Origin of the sequence: Streptomyces sp. NBC_00457, from assembly GCF_036014015.1 — a bacterium.
Taxonomy (GTDB): Bacteria; Actinomycetota; Actinomycetes; order Streptomycetales; family Streptomycetaceae; genus Streptomyces.
The window spans coordinates 8,773,559-8,791,704 of sequence record NZ_CP107905.1 but is presented as its reverse complement, the minus strand read 5'-3'; the positions used below and the strand labels follow the sequence as shown (position 1 = coordinate 8,791,704).

At 70.3% G+C, this 18,146-nt stretch carries 16 protein-coding genes; 2 read left to right on the top strand and 14 right to left on the bottom strand.

All coding sequences use genetic code 11. The features are described from left to right. Positions 1 to 44: 44 nt before the first annotated feature. On the top strand, positions 45 to 587 hold the full coding sequence (locus tag OG828_RS40210) for a hypothetical protein (RefSeq protein WP_328503923.1): 543 nt from the start codon (positions 45 to 47) through the stop codon (positions 585 to 587). Positions 588 to 737: 150 nt separating this feature from the next. On the opposite strand, the gene OG828_RS40205 is transcribed toward OG828_RS40210, so the two are convergent. The 14 genes from OG828_RS40205 to pyrR form a co-directional block, all read right to left on the bottom strand. Further along, positions 738 to 2,888: a primosomal protein N' gene (locus OG828_RS40205; protein WP_328503922.1), complete on the bottom strand. Its 2,151-nt coding sequence runs from the start codon at positions 2,886 to 2,888 to the stop codon at positions 738 to 740. A 123-nt stretch (positions 2,889 to 3,011) separates the two neighbouring features. Next, the gene (metK, locus tag OG828_RS40200) at positions 3,012 to 4,220 is read right to left on the bottom strand and encodes a methionine adenosyltransferase (RefSeq protein ID WP_328368207.1); all 1,209 of its coding nucleotides are present in this window, start codon (positions 4,218 to 4,220) and stop codon (positions 3,012 to 3,014) included. 239 nt (positions 4,221 to 4,459) lie between these two features. After that, complete coding sequence (coaBC, locus tag OG828_RS40195; protein WP_328503921.1) at positions 4,460 to 5,662, bottom strand: bifunctional phosphopantothenoylcysteine decarboxylase/phosphopantothenate--cysteine ligase CoaBC; 1,203 nt, start codon at positions 5,660 to 5,662, stop codon at positions 4,460 to 4,462. 102 nt (positions 5,663 to 5,764) lie between these two features. After that, positions 5,765 to 6,037, bottom strand: a complete 273-nt coding sequence (gene rpoZ / locus OG828_RS40190; RefSeq protein WP_003982715.1) for a DNA-directed RNA polymerase subunit omega — start codon at positions 6,035 to 6,037, stop codon at positions 5,765 to 5,767. A gap of 38 nt (positions 6,038 to 6,075) precedes the next feature. Further along, positions 6,076 to 6,633: a guanylate kinase gene (gene gmk, locus OG828_RS40185; protein ID WP_301978320.1), complete on the bottom strand. Its 558-nt coding sequence runs from the start codon at positions 6,631 to 6,633 to the stop codon at positions 6,076 to 6,078. Between the two features lie 57 nt (positions 6,634 to 6,690). After that, positions 6,691 to 7,014, bottom strand: coding sequence for an integration host factor (locus OG828_RS40180; protein WP_003977346.1), 324 nt, complete (start codon positions 7,012 to 7,014; stop codon positions 6,691 to 6,693). Between the two features lie 278 nt (positions 7,015 to 7,292). Continuing rightward, positions 7,293 to 8,135, bottom strand: a complete 843-nt coding sequence (gene pyrF / locus OG828_RS40175; protein ID WP_328503920.1) for an orotidine-5'-phosphate decarboxylase — start codon at positions 8,133 to 8,135, stop codon at positions 7,293 to 7,295. Continuing rightward, positions 8,132 to 9,238 carry a quinone-dependent dihydroorotate dehydrogenase gene (locus OG828_RS40170; protein ID WP_328503919.1) on the bottom strand — a complete coding sequence of 369 codons (1,107 nt, stop codon included), beginning with the start codon at positions 9,236 to 9,238 and terminating at the stop codon, positions 8,132 to 8,134. The genes pyrF and OG828_RS40170 overlap by 4 nt, the downstream gene beginning before the upstream one ends. Positions 9,239 to 9,292: 54 nt before the next feature. Then, positions 9,293 to 12,601 carry a carbamoyl-phosphate synthase large subunit gene (gene carB, locus OG828_RS40165; protein ID WP_328503918.1) on the bottom strand — a complete coding sequence of 1,103 codons (3,309 nt, stop codon included), beginning with the start codon at positions 12,599 to 12,601 and terminating at the stop codon, positions 9,293 to 9,295. Next, a complete protein-coding gene (carA, locus tag OG828_RS40160; RefSeq protein WP_328368192.1) occupies positions 12,594 to 13,766 on the bottom strand; it encodes a glutamine-hydrolyzing carbamoyl-phosphate synthase small subunit in 1,173 nt (390 codons plus the stop codon). The genes carB and carA overlap by 8 nt, the downstream gene beginning before the upstream one ends. Beyond that, positions 13,763 to 14,338, bottom strand: coding sequence for a PH-like domain-containing protein (locus OG828_RS40155; RefSeq protein ID WP_328368189.1), 576 nt, complete (start codon positions 14,336 to 14,338; stop codon positions 13,763 to 13,765). The genes carA and OG828_RS40155 overlap by 4 nt, the downstream gene beginning before the upstream one ends. After that, positions 14,335 to 15,621 carry a dihydroorotase gene (locus OG828_RS40150; RefSeq protein ID WP_328368187.1) on the bottom strand — a complete coding sequence of 429 codons (1,287 nt, stop codon included), beginning with the start codon at positions 15,619 to 15,621 and terminating at the stop codon, positions 14,335 to 14,337. Before OG828_RS40150 ends, OG828_RS40155 begins: the two co-directional genes overlap by 4 nt. A 5-nt stretch (positions 15,622 to 15,626) precedes the next feature. Beyond that, a complete protein-coding gene (locus tag OG828_RS40145) occupies positions 15,627 to 16,604 on the bottom strand; it encodes an aspartate carbamoyltransferase catalytic subunit (RefSeq protein ID WP_210580373.1) in 978 nt (325 codons plus the stop codon). A gap of 90 nt (positions 16,605 to 16,694) precedes the next feature. After that, complete coding sequence (gene pyrR, locus OG828_RS40140; protein ID WP_210580374.1) at positions 16,695 to 17,276, bottom strand: bifunctional pyr operon transcriptional regulator/uracil phosphoribosyltransferase PyrR; 582 nt, start codon at positions 17,274 to 17,276, stop codon at positions 16,695 to 16,697. A gap of 252 nt (positions 17,277 to 17,528) precedes the next feature. Here pyrR and bldD point away from each other — a divergent pair, with 252 nt between their 5' ends. After that, on the top strand, positions 17,529 to 18,032 hold the full coding sequence (gene bldD / locus OG828_RS40135) for a transcriptional regulator BldD (RefSeq protein ID WP_004002691.1): 504 nt from the start codon (positions 17,529 to 17,531) through the stop codon (positions 18,030 to 18,032). Positions 18,033 to 18,146: the final 114 nt, after the last annotated feature.

Sequence of the window (18,146 nt, the reverse complement as noted above, 5' to 3'; positions counted from 1 at the left end):
CGCGCGGCCCGATCCTTTTCAACGCCGGTTCGAGAGGCTTGTTCATGGCCGACCACGCAACCCACGACGCCCAGGCTCGGGCCAGCCTGCACTTGCTGGTGCGGGACATCGAGCGGGTCCGCCGGCAGGTGGACGCACTGCGCACCCTCACCGCCCAGTTGGGCAACGTCTACCGCCCGCGCCGCTCCGGCCCGTCCACGGGCTTCGTCGTCTACGGACGCGCCCCCGCCCCGACGGTCCGCCTCGCGCAAGAACTGCGCGACAGTGTCGAGACCCTGGTCACGGCCGCCGTGGATTTCGACCGCTCACTCGGCTTCTCCTGGGACGCGGTGGGCTCCGCACTCGGCGTCACCAAGCAGGCGGTGCACCGCCGTTACGGATCACGCCGTGCCGCGACGCAGACGGCCACCGAGACCGAGCACCCCGCCGAGCCGAAGAGCGCCCGCACGGTCAACGTCAACACCGGCTTCCCCACGATGCCGACGGTCCCCGCCGCCCGCTCCATGCCGACCCAGCCGACGGCAGGCAGCCCGGCCCTCCGCGACGAGGCCAGGCCCACGGCCTTCCCGGGCCCGCGCAACGGCTGACGACACCCGCACTGCCCTCCCGGAACGGAACCGGGAGGGCAGAAGCATGCCGGGCCCGGCAGCGCCCCGAAGGGGCGCGGGGAACTGCGCGACCAGCCCCCACCGACCCGCAGAATGCATCCCCCTTGCTGCGGATCGCTGCCCCGCCCCTCACCCAATGTCCGGCGGATCAATCCGAACCCGAACCGCCTCCCCGCCCCCCTTGGCCATCCGCGCAGCCTGCGCGGCCTTCAACGCGGCGGCCAGCGCAGCCCCCCGCCCCGGCGGCACCCGGATCAAGGCCCGGTCCCAGTGCTCCCCGGGCGGCGGCGCCCCCACGCGCCGCGGTCCCCCCGCGGCGGTGACCGGCACCGGCACGGGCCCCAACACCTGGGCTTCCCGCGGCAGTTCCACCGCCTGCAGGAACTCCGCGACCGCCTCCCCCGGCCCGGTCACGGCAGCCATCCGCGACACCGGCGGAAACCCCAGCTCGGCGCGCTCACCGAGTTCCCGTACCGCATGGCCGACGGGATCCCACCGCACCAGCGCCTGCACGGGCCGCAACGTGGGTTCGGCGACGACCACCACGGTGCCGCCGTCCCCCTGCGGCCGCACGAGCGCGGACGCGGCGATCCACCGCCGCAACGCGTCCTCTCCGGCGCGCAGATCGGCCCGACCGAGCATGGCCCAGCCGTCCAGCAGCAGGGCGGCCGCGTATCCGCCCTCGGCAACCGGCTCGGCCCCGGGCGTACTCACGACCAGCGCCGGAGCCCCCGGCACGGTGTCCAGCACATGCTCACGCCCCGACGTCCGCACCGGAACGGCCGGGAAGGCACGCCCCAGTTCCTCCGCGGTCCGCCGCGCCCCCACGACCTGCGCCCGCAGCCGGAACGACCCGCACTCCGGACAGTGCCAGGCAGCCTCCTCGCGCCCGCACCAGCCGCACCGCAACGCCCCGGCATCCTGCCCCTCCATCGGCCCGACGCAATGCCGGCACCGCGCCGCCGCCCGGCACTGCGCGCAGGCCATCCGTGGCACGTACCCCCGCCGCGGCACCTGCACGAGCACCGGCCCGGTGCGCAGCGCGTCCCTGGCGACCTGCCAGGCAAGGCTCGGCAGCCGTGCCGCCCGCGCGGCCTCGTCCCGCGCGAGATCCCCGTCCCCCACGGTCCGTACGAGCGGCGCGGCGCCCCGCACCTGCTCGCGCGCCGCCACCAGTGGCCTCGCCCACCCGCTCTCCACGAGCTGCGCGGCCTCCACCGTGCAGCTCCAACTGCCCAGCAGAAAGGCGCACTTGTCCTGGGCCGCCCGGAGCAGCAGCACCTCACGCGCATGCGGCTGCGGCGCGTGCAGCTCGCTGTGGCTGTCGTCGCCGTCGTCCCAGATGGCGACGAGCCCGAGATCCCGCACCGGTGCGAACATCGCGGCCCGCGTCCCCACGACGGCTCGCACGGCCCCTCGCCGCACCGCCAGCCACTCCCGATACCGCTTCTCGGGCCCGGCATCGGCGGTGAGGACCGCATGCCGCCCCTCCCCCAGCAGCGAGGTCAACGCGGCGTCGACCCGCGCAACGGCCCGCCCGTCCGGCAACACGACCAGCGCCCCGCGTCCGGAGGCGAGCGTCGCCGCAACGGCCCGGGCCAGCTCATCGCTCCAGGCATCGGCACCGGGCAGCGCATTCCACACAGCACGCGGCGCACCCCCGGAGGCCAACGCTTCAAGAAACGCGCCCCCTCGCTCGTACCGCGCCCATGACCCCGCATCCGGCACCCCGGGCGCGGACAACGGCTCGGGCGACGGCCGCTGCTCGGCCCGCGCACTGCGCGGCGGCACCGCGAGCTGCAACACATCGGCGAGACTCCCGGCGTACCGATCGGCGACAGCACGAGCCAATCCGAGCAGTTCCTCGCTCAACACGGGCTCGGGCGACACCACTTGGGCCAGCGCGGCCAACGGCCCCGCGTAGTCGGACTCGGCCCGCCGCTCGACGAGGAACCCGTCGATCAGCCCGCCGCCCTCACGCCGCCCGTCCCGCACCCGATGCCGTCCGGCCCCGAACCGCACCCGCACCCGCACGCCCGGCTGCGCCTCGGCGTCGAGCTCCTCGGGCACCGCATAGTCGAAGTACCGATCAAGATGCAGCACCCCCTTGTCCACCAGCACCCGCGCAACAGGCAGCTCCTTCGCGAGCGCGGCCCCCCGCCACGTCCGCGGCTTGGCCCGCGGCGCCTTCGCCTGACGCACACTCTCCCGAATGAGCGCGAGCTGCTCAGGCGGCGCGCCCTCCCCGCCGCCTTCCCCCTGCCCGTTCTCGCTGGTCACACATGCATTGTTCCAAACGCCACTGACAATCAGGGGCGTCCGAGTCCCCGAGGGCCGGAAACGTACCGAGGCCCGGCGCCCCCATGGGCGCCGGGCCTCGCAGAAAGCCTCTCGACGTGGGAGTTACAGCCCCGCCGCCTGCCGCAGTGCGTCCACGCGGTCCGTGCGCTCCCAGGTGAACTCGGGGAGCTCACGGCCGAAGTGGCCGTATGCGGCGGTCTGGGCGTAGATCGGGCGGAGGAGGTCGAGGTCGCGGATGATGGCGGCCGGGCGGAGGTCGAAGACCTCGTCGATCGCCTTCTCGATCTTCTCGTGGTCGATCTTGGCGGTGCCGAAGGTCTCGACGAAGAGACCGACCGGCTCGGCCTTGCCGATGGCGTAGGCGACCTGGACCTCGCAGCGAGTGGCGAGGCCCGCGGCCACGACGTTCTTGGCGACCCAGCGCATCGCGTACGCGGCCGAACGGTCCACCTTGGACGGGTCCTTGCCGGAGAACGCGCCGCCGCCGTGGCGGGCCATACCGCCGTACGTGTCGATGATGATCTTGCGGCCGGTGAGGCCGGCGTCGCCCATCGGGCCGCCGATCTCGAAGCGGCCGGTCGGGTTGACGAGCAGGCGGTAGTTCTCGGTGTCGAGCTTGATGCCCTCGTCCAGGAGCGCCTTCAGCTCCGCCTCCACGACGAACTCGCGGATGTCGGGGGCGAGCAGGGACTCCAGGTCGATGTCGCTCGCGTGCTGCGAGGAGACCACGACCGTGTCGAGGCGGACGGCCTTGTCGCCGTCGTACTCGATGGTGACCTGGGTCTTGCCGTCGGGGCGCAGGTACGGGATGGTGCCGTTCTTGCGGACCTCGGACAGGCGCTTCGACAGCCGGTGTGCCAGGAAGATCGGCAGCGGCATCAGCGTCGGCGTCTCGTCCGTCGCGTAGCCGAACATCAGGCCCTGGTCGCCCGCGCCCTGCTTGTCCAGCTCGTCCTCGTCGCCCTCGACGCGGTTCTCGTACGCCGTGTCGACGCCCTGCGCGATGTCCGGGGACTGCGCGCCGATGGACACCGACACACCGCAGGAGGCGCCGTCGAAGCCCTTCTTCGAGGAGTCGTAGCCGATCTCGAGGACCTTGTTGCGGACAAGCGTCGCGATGTCCGCGTACGTCTTGGTGGTGACCTCGCCGGCCACATGCACCTGGCCGGTCGTGATCAGCGTCTCGACGGCGACCCGGGACGTCGGGTCCTCGCGCAGAAGCGCGTCGAGAATGGTGTCGCTGATCTGGTCAGCGATCTTGTCGGGGTGGCCCTCGGTCACAGACTCCGAGGTGAACAGGCGACGGGACACAACGCTCCCTGGGGTTGCAGCGGCTGCTGGCTGATCATGGTCGGACGGGCTCGGGGGCTGCGCCCGGCTCCGTCCGAGAACAGTTTATCGGTCGGCTCGGCCGTCGGTCGTCCTGTCTCGCCACTCGGGAGCACGGTGACCTGCGGCACGGGCATTCTGCCTAATCCACGGTGACCTTGGCCAGGGGTGCCACGCCTCTGTGTCCGAGGCGTGGGAGAGCCGTGAAGCGAATGAAACGTTCACAGCAGCCGCTGGGCCACCAGGTCCCACACTGTTTCGGCCAGGGCTTCCTTCGGGCCGTGCGGGACGGGGGTCTCGGTGCCGTCGGCGCCCAGCACCACCGCCTCGTTCTCCTCGGCACCGAACGTCTTGCGTTCCCCCACCTCGTTCACCACCAGCAGGTCGCAGCCCTTGCGTGCCAGCTTCTTGCGTCCGTTGGCCAGGACGTCGTCCGTCTCGGCGGCGAAGCCGACGATCACCTGTCCGGGGCGGGCGCGGTCGGCCGAGATCTCCGCGAGGATGTCGGGATTCCGCACCAGCACGATGGGGTCCGGGTCCTGGCCGTCTCTCTTTTTGATCTTTCCGGCCGCGTAGGTCGCCGGGCGGAAGTCCGCTACCGCGGCGGCCATGACGACCGCGTCGGCGTCCGCGGCCGCCTTCAGCACCGCCTCACGCAGCTGTACGGCCGTCCCGACCGGCACGACATCCACACCCGCCGGGTCGGGCAGGTCCGCGTTCGCGGAGATCAGCGTCACACGGGCGCCGCGCGCCGCGGCGGTGCGGGCGAGGGCGTAGCCCTGCTTGCCGGAGGAGCGGTTGCCGAGGAAGCGGACCGGGTCGAGGGGCTCGCGGGTGCCCCCCGCGCTGACGACGACGTGCCGGCCGGCCAGGTCGGGTTCCGTCACTCCCCGGGCCAGGACGCGACGGCAGACCTCGAAGATCTCGGCCGGATCGGGCAGTCGGCCCTTGCCGGTGTCGACGCCGGTGAGGCGGCCCACGGCCGGTTCGATGACGACCGCACCGCGGCGGCGCAGCGTCGCCACGTTCTCCTGGGTGGCCGGGTGCTCCCACATCTCCGTGTGCATGGCGGGGGCGAAGACGACCGGGCAGCGGGCGGTGAGGAGAGTGTTGGTGAGCAGGTCGTCGGCGAGGCCGTGGGCCGCCTTCGCGAGCATGTCGGCGGTCGCCGGGGCGACGACCACCAGATCGGCGTGCTGGCCGATACGGACGTGCGGGACCTCGTGGACGTCGTCCCAGACCTCCGTCGCGACCGGGTGGCCGGAGAGCGCGGACCAGGTGGCGGCACCGACGAAGTGCAGGGCGGAGGCGGTCGGCACCACACGGACGTCGTGCCCGGACTCGGTCAGTCTGCGCAGCAGCTCGCACGCCTTGTAGGCGGCGATGCCACCGCTGACCCCCAGAACGACCTTGGGCTTGTCCACCGTCTCTCCCCGGACTCGGCAAACGTACGACTCCACTACACACCACAGGCCCGGCAGTCGCGCTGCCGGGCCTGTGGAAAAGTCAGCTGCAAGCTGTAAATACTACTGCGCCGGACCCTCAACGGCCTCGGACGTCAGCAGACCCGCGTTGATCTCACGCAGGGCGATCGAGAGCGGCTTCTCGTGGACGTGGGTGTCGACGAGCGGACCGACGTACTCAAGGAGACCCTCGCCGAGCTGCGAGTAGTACGCGTTGATCTGGCGGGCACGCTTGGCCGCGTAGATCACCAGGCTGTACTTCGAGTCAGTGGCCTCAAGCAACTCGTCGATCGGCGGGTTGATGATGCCCTCGGGCGCGGTGATGGAAGAGGACACGCTCTACCTTCCGACAGATGGGATGAGATCGAAAACGATCACACAACGTCCACCAAGGCTAGCAGCTCGCGCGCCACGTCCTCGACGGAGGTGTTGACCAAGGTCACATCGAACTCCGGCTCGGCCTCCAGCTCGACCTTCGCGGCGTCCAGACGCCGCTCGATCACCTCGGGCGGCTCGGTGCCGCGTCCGGTGAGTCTGCGCACCAGCTCCTCCCAGGAGGGAGGAGCCAGGAACACCAGCTGGGCCTCCGGCATGGACTCGCGGACCTGCCGGGCACCCTGGAGGTCGATCTCCAGAAGGACGGGCTCACCCGCCTCCAGGCGCTCCAGCACGGCCCTGCGGGGTGTGCCGTAGCGGTTGCCGGCGAATTCCGCCCACTCCAGCAGCTCGCCATTGGCGATCAGCTTGTCCATCTCCTCGTCGGTGACGAAGAAGTAGTGGACCCCATGCCGCTCGCCGGGGCGGGGCTTACGGGTCGTCGCCGACACCGAGAGCCAGACCTCGGGGTGTTCCTTGCGCATATGGGCGACGACCGTGCTCTTGCCGACCCCGGAGGGGCCGGAGAGCACGGTCAGCCGCGGACGTTCACTCATGCAGCGATTATTCCAGCTATCCCGGCATGCCCGGGACTCCCTGCCCGCATGACGGGCTCAGGAGCCGGTGCTGCCGAACTCACGCTCCAGGGAAGCGATCTGGTTCGAGCCGAGGCCGCGCACACGACGGCTCTCGGAGATGCCGAGTCGCTCCATGATCTGCTTGGCGCGGACCTTGCCCACGCCCGGCAGGGACTCGAGGAGGGCGGAGACCTTCATCTTGCCGATGACGTCGTTCTCCTGGCCCTGCTTGATGACCTCGTGAAGGGAGGCGCCGGAGTGCTTGAGTCGATTCTTGACCTCGGCCCGCTCCCGGCGAGCCGCGGCGGCCTTTTCGAGCGCGGCTGCGCGCTGTTCAGGGGTAAGGGGCGGAAGAGCCACGCCTACGTCACCTCGGATGTTGAACTGTCGGATACGGACCGGTGAGGAACCTAGTCGCCCCACACCTGGGGAGCTACGAGCAACACGCTTGCCCGTTCACTCTGCTCGGAGACTAGCGGCCAAGTCCGCCAGAGTCAGCGAGAACAGCGGAAAAGTCCTGGTCAGCCTCCCTGGAGACGGACATTTACGACATACTGCCCCGGATTTGAGGATGTATTCAGGCTCAAGTCGGTCCCGAGCCACTCATCGGAGGACTGGTGCGACCCGTTTCGAACGCCTCAGGCGGTGGTCACGGCCGCCCGGATCTCCTCCGCGAACCGCTCGGCGGCTCCCCGCAGCGCGCCGGCGTCGAGCCCGTGCCGCAGCACGCCCCGGCTGACGTTCGGCACGACATTGCGCACCGCGGCGCCGAAGACCCCGGGAAGGTCGGCCGGAGTGGCGCCCTGGGCGCCGATCCCGGGTGCAAGGAGCGGACCGTTGATGTCGAGGTCGTACGACGACAGATCGCCGAGCGTGGCGCCGACGACCGCCCCGAAGGAGCCCAGCGGCTCCTCCCCCGCGTTCTCGGCGGCCAGGTGCGCCAGCATCGTCGCTCCGACGGTCCGCCCGTCGGCGCGGACGGCGTGCTGGACCTCGCGGCCCTCGGGGTTCGAGGTGAGCGCCAGCACGAACAGGCCCGTGCCGCTCTCCCGGGCCAGCGCGACGGCCGGGCTCAGCGAGCCGTAGCCCAGATACGGCGAGACGGTCAGCGCGTCCGAGAAGAGCGGGGAGTCCTTCCGGAGGAAGGACTCGGCGTACGCGGCCATGGTCGAGCCGATGTCGCCGCGCTTGGCGTCCATCACGACCAGCGCACCGGCGGCGCGGGCCTGTACGACCGTCTTCTCCAGGACGGCGACACCGCGCGATCCGAAGCGCTCGAAGAACGCGCTCTGCGGCTTGAGGACGGCGATCCGGTCGGCCAGCGCCTCGACGACCGTGCGGCTGAACCGCTCCAGGCCCGCAATGTCGTCGTTCAGGCCCCACTCGCTGAGCAGGGAGGCGTGCGGGTCGATGCCGACGCACAGCGGGCCGCGCTCGTCCATGGCGCGGCGCAGGCGTGCGCCGAAGGGTTCCTGGCTCATGCGGCCTTCCTTACGTCGGCGCCGACCGCGTCGGCGAGGGTGGCATACGGGCTGGTCCTCAGGCGGGCGGCGAGGCCCTTGTGGATGGCGCGGGCGTAGAAGGGGCCCTCGTAAATGAAGGCGCTGTACCCCTGGACGAGGGTGGCGCCGGCGAGGACGCGCTGCCAGGCGTCCTCGGCGTCCTCGATGCCGCCGACGCCCACCAGGGTGATCCGGTCGCCCACGCGCGCGTAGAGGCGGCGCAGCACCTCCAGGGAGCGCGCCTTGAGCGGAGCGCCGGAGAGTCCGCCGGTCTCCTCGATCAGCGAGGGTTCGGAAGTCAAACCGAGGCCCCCGCGCGCGATGGTGGTGTTCGTGGCGATGATCCCGTCCAGACCGAGCTCGACGGCCAGGTCGGCGACCGCGTCGACGTCCTCGTCGGCGAGGTCCGGCGCGATCTTCACCAGCAGCGGGACGCGGCGGTCGGTGACCGTACGGTCGGCGGCCTCACGGACGGCGCTCAGGAGGGGACGCAGGTGATCCACGGCCTGCAGATTGCGCAGGCCGGGCGTGTTCGGCGAGGAGACGTTCACGACCAGGTAGTCGGCGTACGGCGCGACACGCTCCGTCGACTTCACATAGTCCCCGGCCGCCTCGGCCTCCGGGACGACCTTGGTCTTGCCGATGTTGACGCCGACCACGGTCTTGAAGACCGGCGTACGGGAGGCCAGCCGGGCGGCGACGACCAGTGAGCCCTCGTTGTTGAAACCCATGCGGTTGATCAGCGCCCGGTCCGGCACCAGCCGGAACAGCCGCTTCTTGGGATTGCCCGGCTGCGCCTCCCCGGTGACCGTGCCGATCTCGACATGGTCGAAGCCCAGCATCGACATGCCGTCGATGGCGATCGCGTTCTTGTCGAAGCCGGCGGCGAGCCCGAAGGGGCCGTGCATACGCAGCCCGAACGCCTCGGTGCGCAGCTCCTGGTAGCGGGGCGCGAGCACGGCCGCGACGAACGTGCGCAGCACCGGGATGCGGACGGCAAGCCGGATCCACCGGAACGCCAGATGGTGGGCCTGCTCCGGGTCCATCCGCTGGAACACCAGACGGAAGAAAAGCTTGTACATCACTGTGTCCTCACGAAGAGGGGGACACCGTTTCCGATGTCCCCCTCAGGGCTGCTAGTCGCGGGCCGCGGTCATGAACCGCGCATGTTCCTGGAGCGAACGCACGCCCACATCACCGTGGTTGAGGGCGTCGATGCCCTGGACGGCGGCGGCGAGCGCCTGAACCGTCGTCAGGCACGGCACGGACCGTGCCACGGCCGCCGTGCGGATGTCGTAGCCGTCGAGGCGGCCGCCGGTGCCGTACGGGGTGTTGACGATGAGGTCGACCTCACCGTCGTGGATGAGCTGGACGATGGTCCGCTCGCCGTTCGGACCGGTGCCCTCGGACTGCTTGCGGACGACGGTGGCGTGGATGCCGTTGCGCTTGAGGACCTCGGCCGTGCCGGAGGTGGCGAGCAACTCGAAGCCGTGGGCGACGAGTTCGCGCGCCGGGAAGATCATCGAGCGCTTGTCGCGGTTGGCGACGGAGATGAAGGCGCGGCCCTTCGTGGGCAGCGGACCGTAGGCGCCCGCCTGCGACTTGGCGTACGCCGTGCCGAAGACGGAGTCGATGCCCATGACCTCGCCGGTGGAGCGCATCTCCGGGCCGAGGACCGTGTCGACGCCCCGTCCGTGGATGTCGCGGAAGCGCGACCACGGCATGACCGCTTCCTTGACGGAGATCGGCGCGTCCAGCGGGAGTTCGCCGCCGTCGCCGGTCGCCGGAAGCAGGCCCTCCGCGCGGAGTCCGGCGATGGTCGCGCCCAGCGAGATCCGGGCGGCGGCCTTCGCCAGCGGCACCGCGGTCGCCTTCGAGGTGAAGGGCACGGTGCGCGAGGCACGCGGGTTGGCCTCGAGGACGTACAGGATGTCGCCCGCCATCGCGAACTGGATGTTGATCAGGCCCCGGACGCCGACGCCCTTCGCGATGGCCTCCGTCGACGCGCGCAGCCGCTTGATGTCGAAGCCGCCGAGCGTGATCGGGGGCAGCGCGCACGCCGAGTCGCCGGAGTGGATACCGGCTTCCTCGATATGCTCCATCACACCGCCGAGGTAGAGCTCCTGGCCGTCGTAGAGCGCGTCGACGTCGATCTCGATGGCGTCGTCGAGGAAGCGGTCGACCAGCACCGGCCGGGTGGGGCTGATCTCGGTCGACTCGGCGATGTAGGCGGACAGCCGGGTCTCGTCGTACACGATCTCCATGCCGCGCCCGCCGAGCACGTACGACGGCCTGACCAGGACCGGGTAGCCGATCTCGTCGGCGATGGCCTTGGCCTCGGCGAAGGTGGTGGCGGTGCCGTGCTTGGGCGCCGGGAGGCCGGCCTCCTTGAGGACGCGGCCGAAGGCGCCGCGGTCCTCGGCGGCGTGGATGGCCTCCGGCGGCGTGCCGACGACCGGTACGCCGTTGTCCTTCAGCGCCTGCGCCAGGCCCAGCGGGGTCTGGCCGCCCAGCTGGACGACGACACCGGCGATCGACCCGGCGAGGGACTCCGCGTGGACGATCTCCAGCACGTCTTCCAGCGTCAGCGGCTCGAAGTACAGGCGGTCGGAGGTGTCGTAGTCCGTGGAGACCGTCTCGGGGTTGCAGTTGACCATCACGGTCTCGTACCCGGCGTCGCTCAGCGCGAAGGAGGCGTGGACGCAGGAGTAGTCGAACTCGATGCCCTGGCCGATGCGGTTGGGGCCGGAGCCCAGGATGATGACGGCCGGCTTCTCACGCGAAGCGACCTCCGTCTCCTCGTCGTAGGAGGAGTAGAAGTACGGCGTCTTCGCGGCGAACTCGGCGGCACAGGTGTCGACCGTCTTGTAGACCGGGCGGATGCCCAGCGCGTGCCGCACCTCGCGCACGACGTCCTCGCGCAGGCCGCGGATCTCGCCGATCTGCTGGTCGGAGAAGCCGTGCCGCTTGGCCTCGGCGAGCAGGTCCGGGGTCAGCTCCGGCGCCGCGGCCAGGTCGTCGGCGATCTCCTTGATGAGGAAGAGCTGGTCGACGAACCACGGGTCGATCTTCGTGTACTCGAAGACCTCCTCGGGCGTGGCGCCCGCGCGGATGGCCTGCATGACGGCGTTGATACGGCCGTCCGTGGGCCGTACGGCCTCGCGCAGCAGCTCGTCCTTGTCGCCGGGCTCACCGACGAACGTGAACTGGCTGCCCTTCTTCTCCAGCGAGCGCAGCGCCTTCTGGAAGGCCTCGGTGAAGTTGCGGCCGATGGCCATGGCCTCGCCGACCGACTTCATGGTGGTGGTCAGCGTGGAGTCGGCCTGCGGGAACTTCTCGAAGGCGAACCGCGGGGCCTTGACCACCACGTAGTCGAGGGTCGGCTCGAAGGAGGCCGGGGTCTCCTGCGTGATGTCGTTCGGGATCTCGTCGAGGGTGTAGCCGACGGCGAGCTTCGCGGCGATCTTGGCGATCGGGAAGCCGGTCGCCTTGGAGGCGAGGGCCGAGGAACGCGACACACGCGGGTTCATCTCGATGACGATGACCCGGCCGTCCTCGGGGTTCACCGCGAACTGGATGTTGCAGCCGCCGGTGTCCACGCCGACCTCGCGGATGACGGCGATGCCGATGTCCCGCAGGGTCTGGTACTCGCGGTCGGTCAGCGTCATCGCGGGCGCGACGGTGATCGAGTCGCCGGTGTGCACACCCATGGGGTCGAAGTTCTCGATGGAGCACACGACCACGACGTTGTCGTGCTTGTCGCGCATCAGCTCCAGCTCGTACTCCTTCCAGCCCAGGATGGACTCCTCCAGGAGCACCTCGGTGGTGGGAGACAGGGTCAGGCCCTGGCCGGCGATGCGGCGCAGTTCCTCCTCGTCGTGCGCGAAGCCGGAGCCGGCGCCGCCCATGGTGAAGGACGGGCGCACGACGACCGGGTAGCCGCCGAGGGTCTCGACGCCCCCCAGGACGTCGTCCATGGAGTGGCAGATGACCGAGCGGGCGGACTCGCCGTGGCCGATCTTGGCGCGGACGGCTTCGACGACCACCTTGAACTGGTCGCGGTCCTCGCCCTTGTGGATCGCTTCGACGTTGGCGCCGATCAGCTCGACGCCGTACTTCGCCAGTACGCCGTTCTCGTGCAGCGAGATCGCCGTGTTGAGCGCCGTCTGGCCGCCCAGGGTGGGCAGCAGGGCGTCCGGCTGCTCCTTGGCGATGATCTTCTCGACGAACTCCGGGGTGATCGGCTCGACGTAGGTGGCGTCGGCGATCTCCGGGTCGGTCATGATCGTCGCCGGGTTGGAGTTGACGAGGATGACGCGCAGGCCTTCGGCCTTGAGCACCCGGCACGCCTGCGTGCCGGAGTAGTCGAACTCGGCGGCCTGGCCGATGACGATCGGGCCGGAGCCGATGACCAGGACGGACTGGATATCGGTGCGCTTAGGCACGCTGGCCCTCCATCAGGACTGTGTTCATCAACGACGTGAAGCGGTCGAACAGGTAGGCGGCGTCGTGCGGGCCCGCTGCCGCTTCGGGGTGGTACTGGACGCTGAAGGCCGGCCGGTCGAGGAGCTGCAGCCCCTCCACCACGTTGTCGTTGAGGCACACGTGGGAGACCTCGGCGCGGCCGTAGGGGGTGTCGGACACCTTGTCGAGCGGCGCGTCGACAGCGAAGCCGTGGTTGTGCGCGGTGACCTCGACCTTGCCGGTCGTACGGTCCTGCACCGGCTGGTTGATGCCACGGTGGCCGTACTTCAGCTTGTACGTGCCGAAGCCGAGCGCGCGCCCCAGGATCTGGTTGCCGAAGCAGATGCCGAACAGCGGGATGCCGCGCTCCAGGACCGCCCGCATCACGGAGACCGGGTGGTCGGCGGTGGCCGGGTCGCCAGGGCCGTTGGAGAAGAACACGCCGTCCGGCTCGACGGCGAACACGTCCTCGGCCGTCGCCGTCGCGGGCAGCACATGCACCTCGATGCCGCGCTCGGCCATCCGGTGCGGGGTCATGCCCTTGATGCCGAGGTCCACGGCGGCGACGGTGAACTTCTTCTCACCGATCGCGGGGACGACGTACGCCTCCTTGGTGGCGACCTCGGCCGAGAGGTTCGCCCCCTTCATCTCGGGGGCCTGGCGCACCTCGGCGAGCATGGTGCCCTCGTCGGGCAGTGCGTTGCCGGAGAAGATGCCGACGCGCATGGCGCCGCGCTCCCGCAGATGACGCGTCAACGCGCGCGTGTCGATGCCGGAGATGCCGACGACGCCCTGATCGCGCAGCTCGTCGTCCAGCGAGCGCCGGGAGCGCCAGTTGGAGGGCACGCGCGCGGGGTCGCGCACGACATAGCCCGCGACCCAGATCTGCTTGCTCTCGGGGTCCTCGTCGTTGACGCCGGTGTTGCCGACGTGCGGGGCGGTCATCACCACGACCTGGCGGTGGTACGACGGGTCGGTGAGGGTCTCCTGGTAGCCGGTCATGCCGGTGGAGAACACGGCCTCGCCGAAGGTGACCCCCACGGCCCCGTAGGCACGGCCTCGGAAGGTCCGGCCGTCCTCCAGGACGAGGACGGCCGGAACCGCCTTGTGCCTCTTCGAGGCGGTTCCCTGGATGGAGGTCGTCATCGTTCGGCGCCTTCCGTGCTGTTGGTGTTGATCATGGAGTTAATGACGTCGACCCACTCGTTGTGCTCGGCGGCAGTGTCGGAGCGGAACCCGGAGTCGATCAGCCGCTCGCCGTGCGCCCAGGTCACCACGAGCAGTCCGCCCTCGGTGAGCACCTTGCCGGCGATGCCCTTGTCGAGCCGCGCCTCGCGCAGGGCGGCCCGGGGGACGAAGAAATCGGTCGCGCCGGGACGTACGACGTCCAGTCCTTCGTCCGTCAGCGTGAGCTCGACCCGGCTGCGGGTGCCCAGGCCGTGCGCCACGATGCGGTCGAGCCACTGCCCGGCCGTGGTGGAGCCGTGGTAGCGGCCGCTCATCGTCAGTCTCGCCGCACCGGGCTCGTCCGGCGCGCTGGGCAGCTCGGGCAGGTCGCCCTGGAGCGTGCCGCGCCACTTCCAGCCCTCGCGCATCAGCCAGTAGATGAGCGCGACGAAGAGGGCGAGGCCGACGAGCCAGCCGATGCGGGCGGCCCAGTCGGTCACCTCCGCCGACTTCTGATCGGCGGCCAGGTGCGTCAGATGCAGAGGTGTCACGTGAGCTTCCCGTCGACGAGCGTGGCCTTGCCCCGGAGCCACGTGTGCGTCACACGGCCCGGCAGCTCACGCCCCTGGTACGGAGTGTTGCGGCTGCGCGAGGCGAAGCCCTTGGGGTCCACGGACCCACGGTATTCCGTGTCGACGAGCGTGAGGTTGGCGGGCTCACCAGCCGAGACGGGGCGGCCGTGCCCGCCCGCCTGCCCGATCCGGGCGGGCTTGAAGGACATGCGGTCGGCGACCCCGGCCCAGGTGAGGAGCCCGGTGTCCACCATCGTCTCCTGGACCACTGACAACGCGGTCTCCAGGCCGACCATGCCCATGGCGGCCGCGGCCCACTCGCAGTCCTTGTCCTCGTGCGGGTGCGGGGCGTGGTCGGTGGCGACGATGTCGATCGTGCCGTCGGCGAGCGCCTCGCGCAGGGCGAGCACATCGCGCTCGGTGCGCAGCGGCGGGTTGACCTTGTAGACCGGGTTGTACGTCCGGACCAGCTCGTCGGTGAGGAGGAGGTGGTGCGGGGTGACCTCGGCGGTGACGTCGATGCCGCGGGACTTGGCCCAGCGGATGATCTCGACGGAGCCGGCGGTCGACAGATGGCAGATGTGGACGCGGGAGCCGACGTGCTCGGCGAGCAGGACATCCCGGGCGATGATCGATTCTTCGGCCACCGCCGGCCAGCCGCCCAGACCCAGCTCGGCGGAGACCACGCCCTCGTTCATCTGGGCGCCCTCGGTCAGCCGCGGCTCCTGCGCGTGCTGGGCGACGACGCCGCCGAAGGCCTTCACGTACTCCAGCGCACGGCGCATGATCACGGCGTCGTCGACGCACTTGCCGTCGTCGGAGAAGACGGTGACCCCGGCCGCCGACTCGTGCATGGCGCCCAGCTCGGCCAGCTTCTTGCCGTCCAGGCCGACGGTGACGGCGCCGATGGGCTGCACATCGCAGTAGCCGTGCTCCTGGCCGAGCCGGTACACCTGCTCGACGACACCGGCGGTGTCGGCGACCGGGAAGGTGTTGGCCATGGCGAACACGGCCGTGTAGCCGCCGCTCGCCGCCGCGCGGGTACCGGTCAGCACGGTCTCGGAGTCCTCGCGCCCCGGCTCCCGCAGATGGGTGTGCAGATCGACGAGGCCCGGCAGCAGCACCTTGCCGCCCGCCTCCACGACCTGGGCGCCCTCGTCCGGCAGACCGGTGCCCACGGCCGCGATCTGCGCGTCCTCGATCAGGACGTCCTGCGGCTCCCCGCCGAGCACCTTCGCACCACGGATCAGGATCTTGCTCATCTGTCTTACTTCTCCTCGGTACGGGGGTGGCTGACGGCCGGCTCGCTGCCGCCCAGCAGCAGGTACAGGACGGCCATCCGGATGGAGACTCCGTTTGCGACCTGCTCGATGGCGGTGCAGCGCTCGGAGTCGGCGACCTCGGCGGTGATCTCCATGCCGCGGACCATCGGCCCGGGGTGCATCACGATGGAGTGCTCGGGCATCTTCGCCATCCGGTCGCCGTCGAGGCCGTAGCGCCGCGAGTACTCGCGCTCGGTCGGGAAGAAGGCGGCGTTCATCCGCTCGCGCTGGACGCGCAGCATCATCACGGCGTCGGACTTGGGCAACGTGCTGTCCAGGTCGTACGCCACCTCGCACGGCCAGGTCTCGATGCCGACCGGCACCAGGGTGGGCGGGGCGACGAGCGTGACGTCCGCGCCGAGGGTGTGCAGCAGGTCGACGTTGGAGCGGGCGACGCGGCTGTGCAGGATGTCGCCGACGATCGTGATGCGCTTGCCCTCGAGGTCCTGCCCTATCCCGGCGTCCCGTCCGACCAGGCGCCGCCGCATGGTGAAGGCGTCCAACAGGGCCTGCGTGGGGTGCTGGTGGGTGCCGTCGCCGGCGTTGATGACGGCGGCGTCGATCCAGCCGGAGTTGGCCAGGGTGTACGGCGCTCCGGAGGCACCGTGCCGGATGACGACGGCGTCGACCCCCATGGCCTCGAGGGTCTGGGCGGTGTCCTTCAGGGACTCACCCTTCGACACCGAGGACCCCTTGGCCGAGAAGTTGATGACATCGGCGGACAGTCGCTTCTCCGCCGCTTCGAAGGAGATCCGGGTCCGCGTCGAGTCCTCGAAGAAGAGGTTGACGACGGTACGGCCGCGCAACGTCGGCAGTTTCTTGATCGGCCGGTCGGCGACCCGGGCCATCTCCTCGGCGGTGTCGAGGATCTGGACGGCGTCGTCGCGGGTGAGGTCGGCGGCCGAGATGAGATGACGCTGCATCTTTCAGGCTCCGTAAGGCAGTTCAGTTTTGGGAGATTCTGGGCAAGCAGGCTTGCGCCGGGGCATACCGGGGCGCACGCCGGGTGCTTGCTACTGGGTCGGCTTCACACCGAGCAGCACGGTGTCGCGACCGTCCTCCTCGGCGAGCTGGACCTTGACCGTCTCCCGCAACGACGTGGGGAGGTTCTTGCCGACGTAGTCGGCGCGGATGGGCAGTTCACGGTGGCCGCGGTCGACGAGGACCGCGAGCTGCACGGCGCGCGGACGGCCGATGTCGTTCAGCGCGTCGAGCGCGGCGCGGATGGTGCGGCCGGAGAAGAGCACGTCGTCGACGAGGACGACGAGGCGGCCGTCGACGCCGTCACCGGGGATGTCCGTACGGGCCAGCGCACGCGGCGGATGCATGCGCAGGTCGTCGCGGTACATGGTGATGTCGAGCGAACCGACCGGGATCTTGCGATCGGTGATCTCCTCGAGCTTGCGGCCGAGCCGCTGGGCGAGAAAGACGCCTCGGGTGGGGATACCGAGGAGCACCACGTCGTCGGCGCCCTTGGCGCGCTCGACGATCTCGTGGGCGATGCGGGTCAACACCCGCGCGATGTCAGGGCCTTCGAGAACGGGCCGGGCCTCGGACCGCTCTGGGTCCTGCTGGATGTTCTGCTGCTTGTCCATATGAAACGGTGCTCCTTCTCCGCCTCACGGGACGGACCTTAAAGGACGCCGGAATTGCGCCATCCACGGTAGCAGGCCGGGACGACCGCCCTGATCACCCCCTTGGCGTAATCGGATGCTGATACCACGGAAGAGTCGGTGTGGACCATTCGGCTTGACGCAGAAGAGTCACGCTGCGTAACCTCACAGTGAGTTACCAGCCGCGCGGCCTGGAACCACACCAGCTGCGTCGACACAGTGCCGGGGAGCTATATGTCCAGCGAATACGCCAAACAGCTCGGGGCCAAGCTCCGGGCCATCCGCACCCAGCAGGGCCTTTCCCTCCACGGTGTCGAGGAGAAGTCCCAGGGACGCTGGAAGGCGGTGGTGGTCGGATCGTACGAGCGCGGCGACCGTGCCGTGACCGTACAGCGCCTTGCCGAGCTGGCGGATTTCTACGGCGTTCCGGTGCAGGAGCTGCTGCCGGGCACCACGCCGGGCGGTGCCGCCGAGCCGCCGCCGAAGCTGGTCCTGGACCTGGAGCGGCTGGCCCATGTGCCGGCCGAGAAGGCGGGTCCCCTGCAGCGGTATGCGGCCACGATCCAGTCGCAGCGCGGTGACTACAACGGCAAGGTGCTCTCGATCCGCCAGGACGACCTGCGCACACTCGCCGTCATCTACGACCAGTCGCCCTCGGTCCTGACCGAGCAGCTGATCAGCTGGGGCGTTCTGGACGCGGACGCGCGCCGCGCGGTCTCCCACGCCGAGGAGAGCTGAGCGCGCGGCCGCTTCAGCAGAAACGTGCCGCCGGGGTGGCCGGAACTACATCGTTCCGGCCACCCCGGCGGCTTTCTGCGCCCCTGCCGGCGCTCCGGTGGGCCCGGGGATGCC

What these genes read in the sequence shown, in the direction of transcription:
- OG828_RS40210 (WP_328503923.1), top strand. Translation starts at nt 45, where the DNA reads ATGGCCGACCACGCAACCCACGACGCCCAGGCTCGGGCCAGCCTGCAC.
- gmk (WP_301978320.1), bottom strand. Translation starts at nt 6,633, where the DNA reads ATGAGTGAACGTCCGCGGCTGACCGTGCTCTCCGGCCCCTCCGGGGTC.
- pyrF (WP_328503920.1), bottom strand. Translation starts at nt 8,135, where the DNA reads ATGAGCCAGGAACCCTTCGGCGCACGCCTGCGCCGCGCCATGGACGAG.
- OG828_RS40170 (WP_328503919.1), bottom strand. Translation starts at nt 9,238, where the DNA reads ATGTACAAGCTTTTCTTCCGTCTGGTGTTCCAGCGGATGGACCCGGAG.
- carA (WP_328368192.1), bottom strand. Translation starts at nt 13,766, where the DNA reads ATGACGACCTCCATCCAGGGAACCGCCTCGAAGAGGCACAAGGCGGTT.
- OG828_RS40150 (WP_328368187.1), bottom strand. Translation starts at nt 15,621, where the DNA reads ATGAGCAAGATCCTGATCCGTGGTGCGAAGGTGCTCGGCGGGGAGCCG.
- OG828_RS40145 (WP_210580373.1), bottom strand. Translation starts at nt 16,604, where the DNA reads ATGCAGCGTCATCTCATCTCGGCCGCCGACCTCACCCGCGACGACGCC.
- pyrR (WP_210580374.1), bottom strand. Translation starts at nt 17,276, where the DNA reads ATGGACAAGCAGCAGAACATCCAGCAGGACCCAGAGCGGTCCGAGGCC.
- bldD (WP_004002691.1), top strand. Translation starts at nt 17,529, where the DNA reads ATGTCCAGCGAATACGCCAAACAGCTCGGGGCCAAGCTCCGGGCCATC.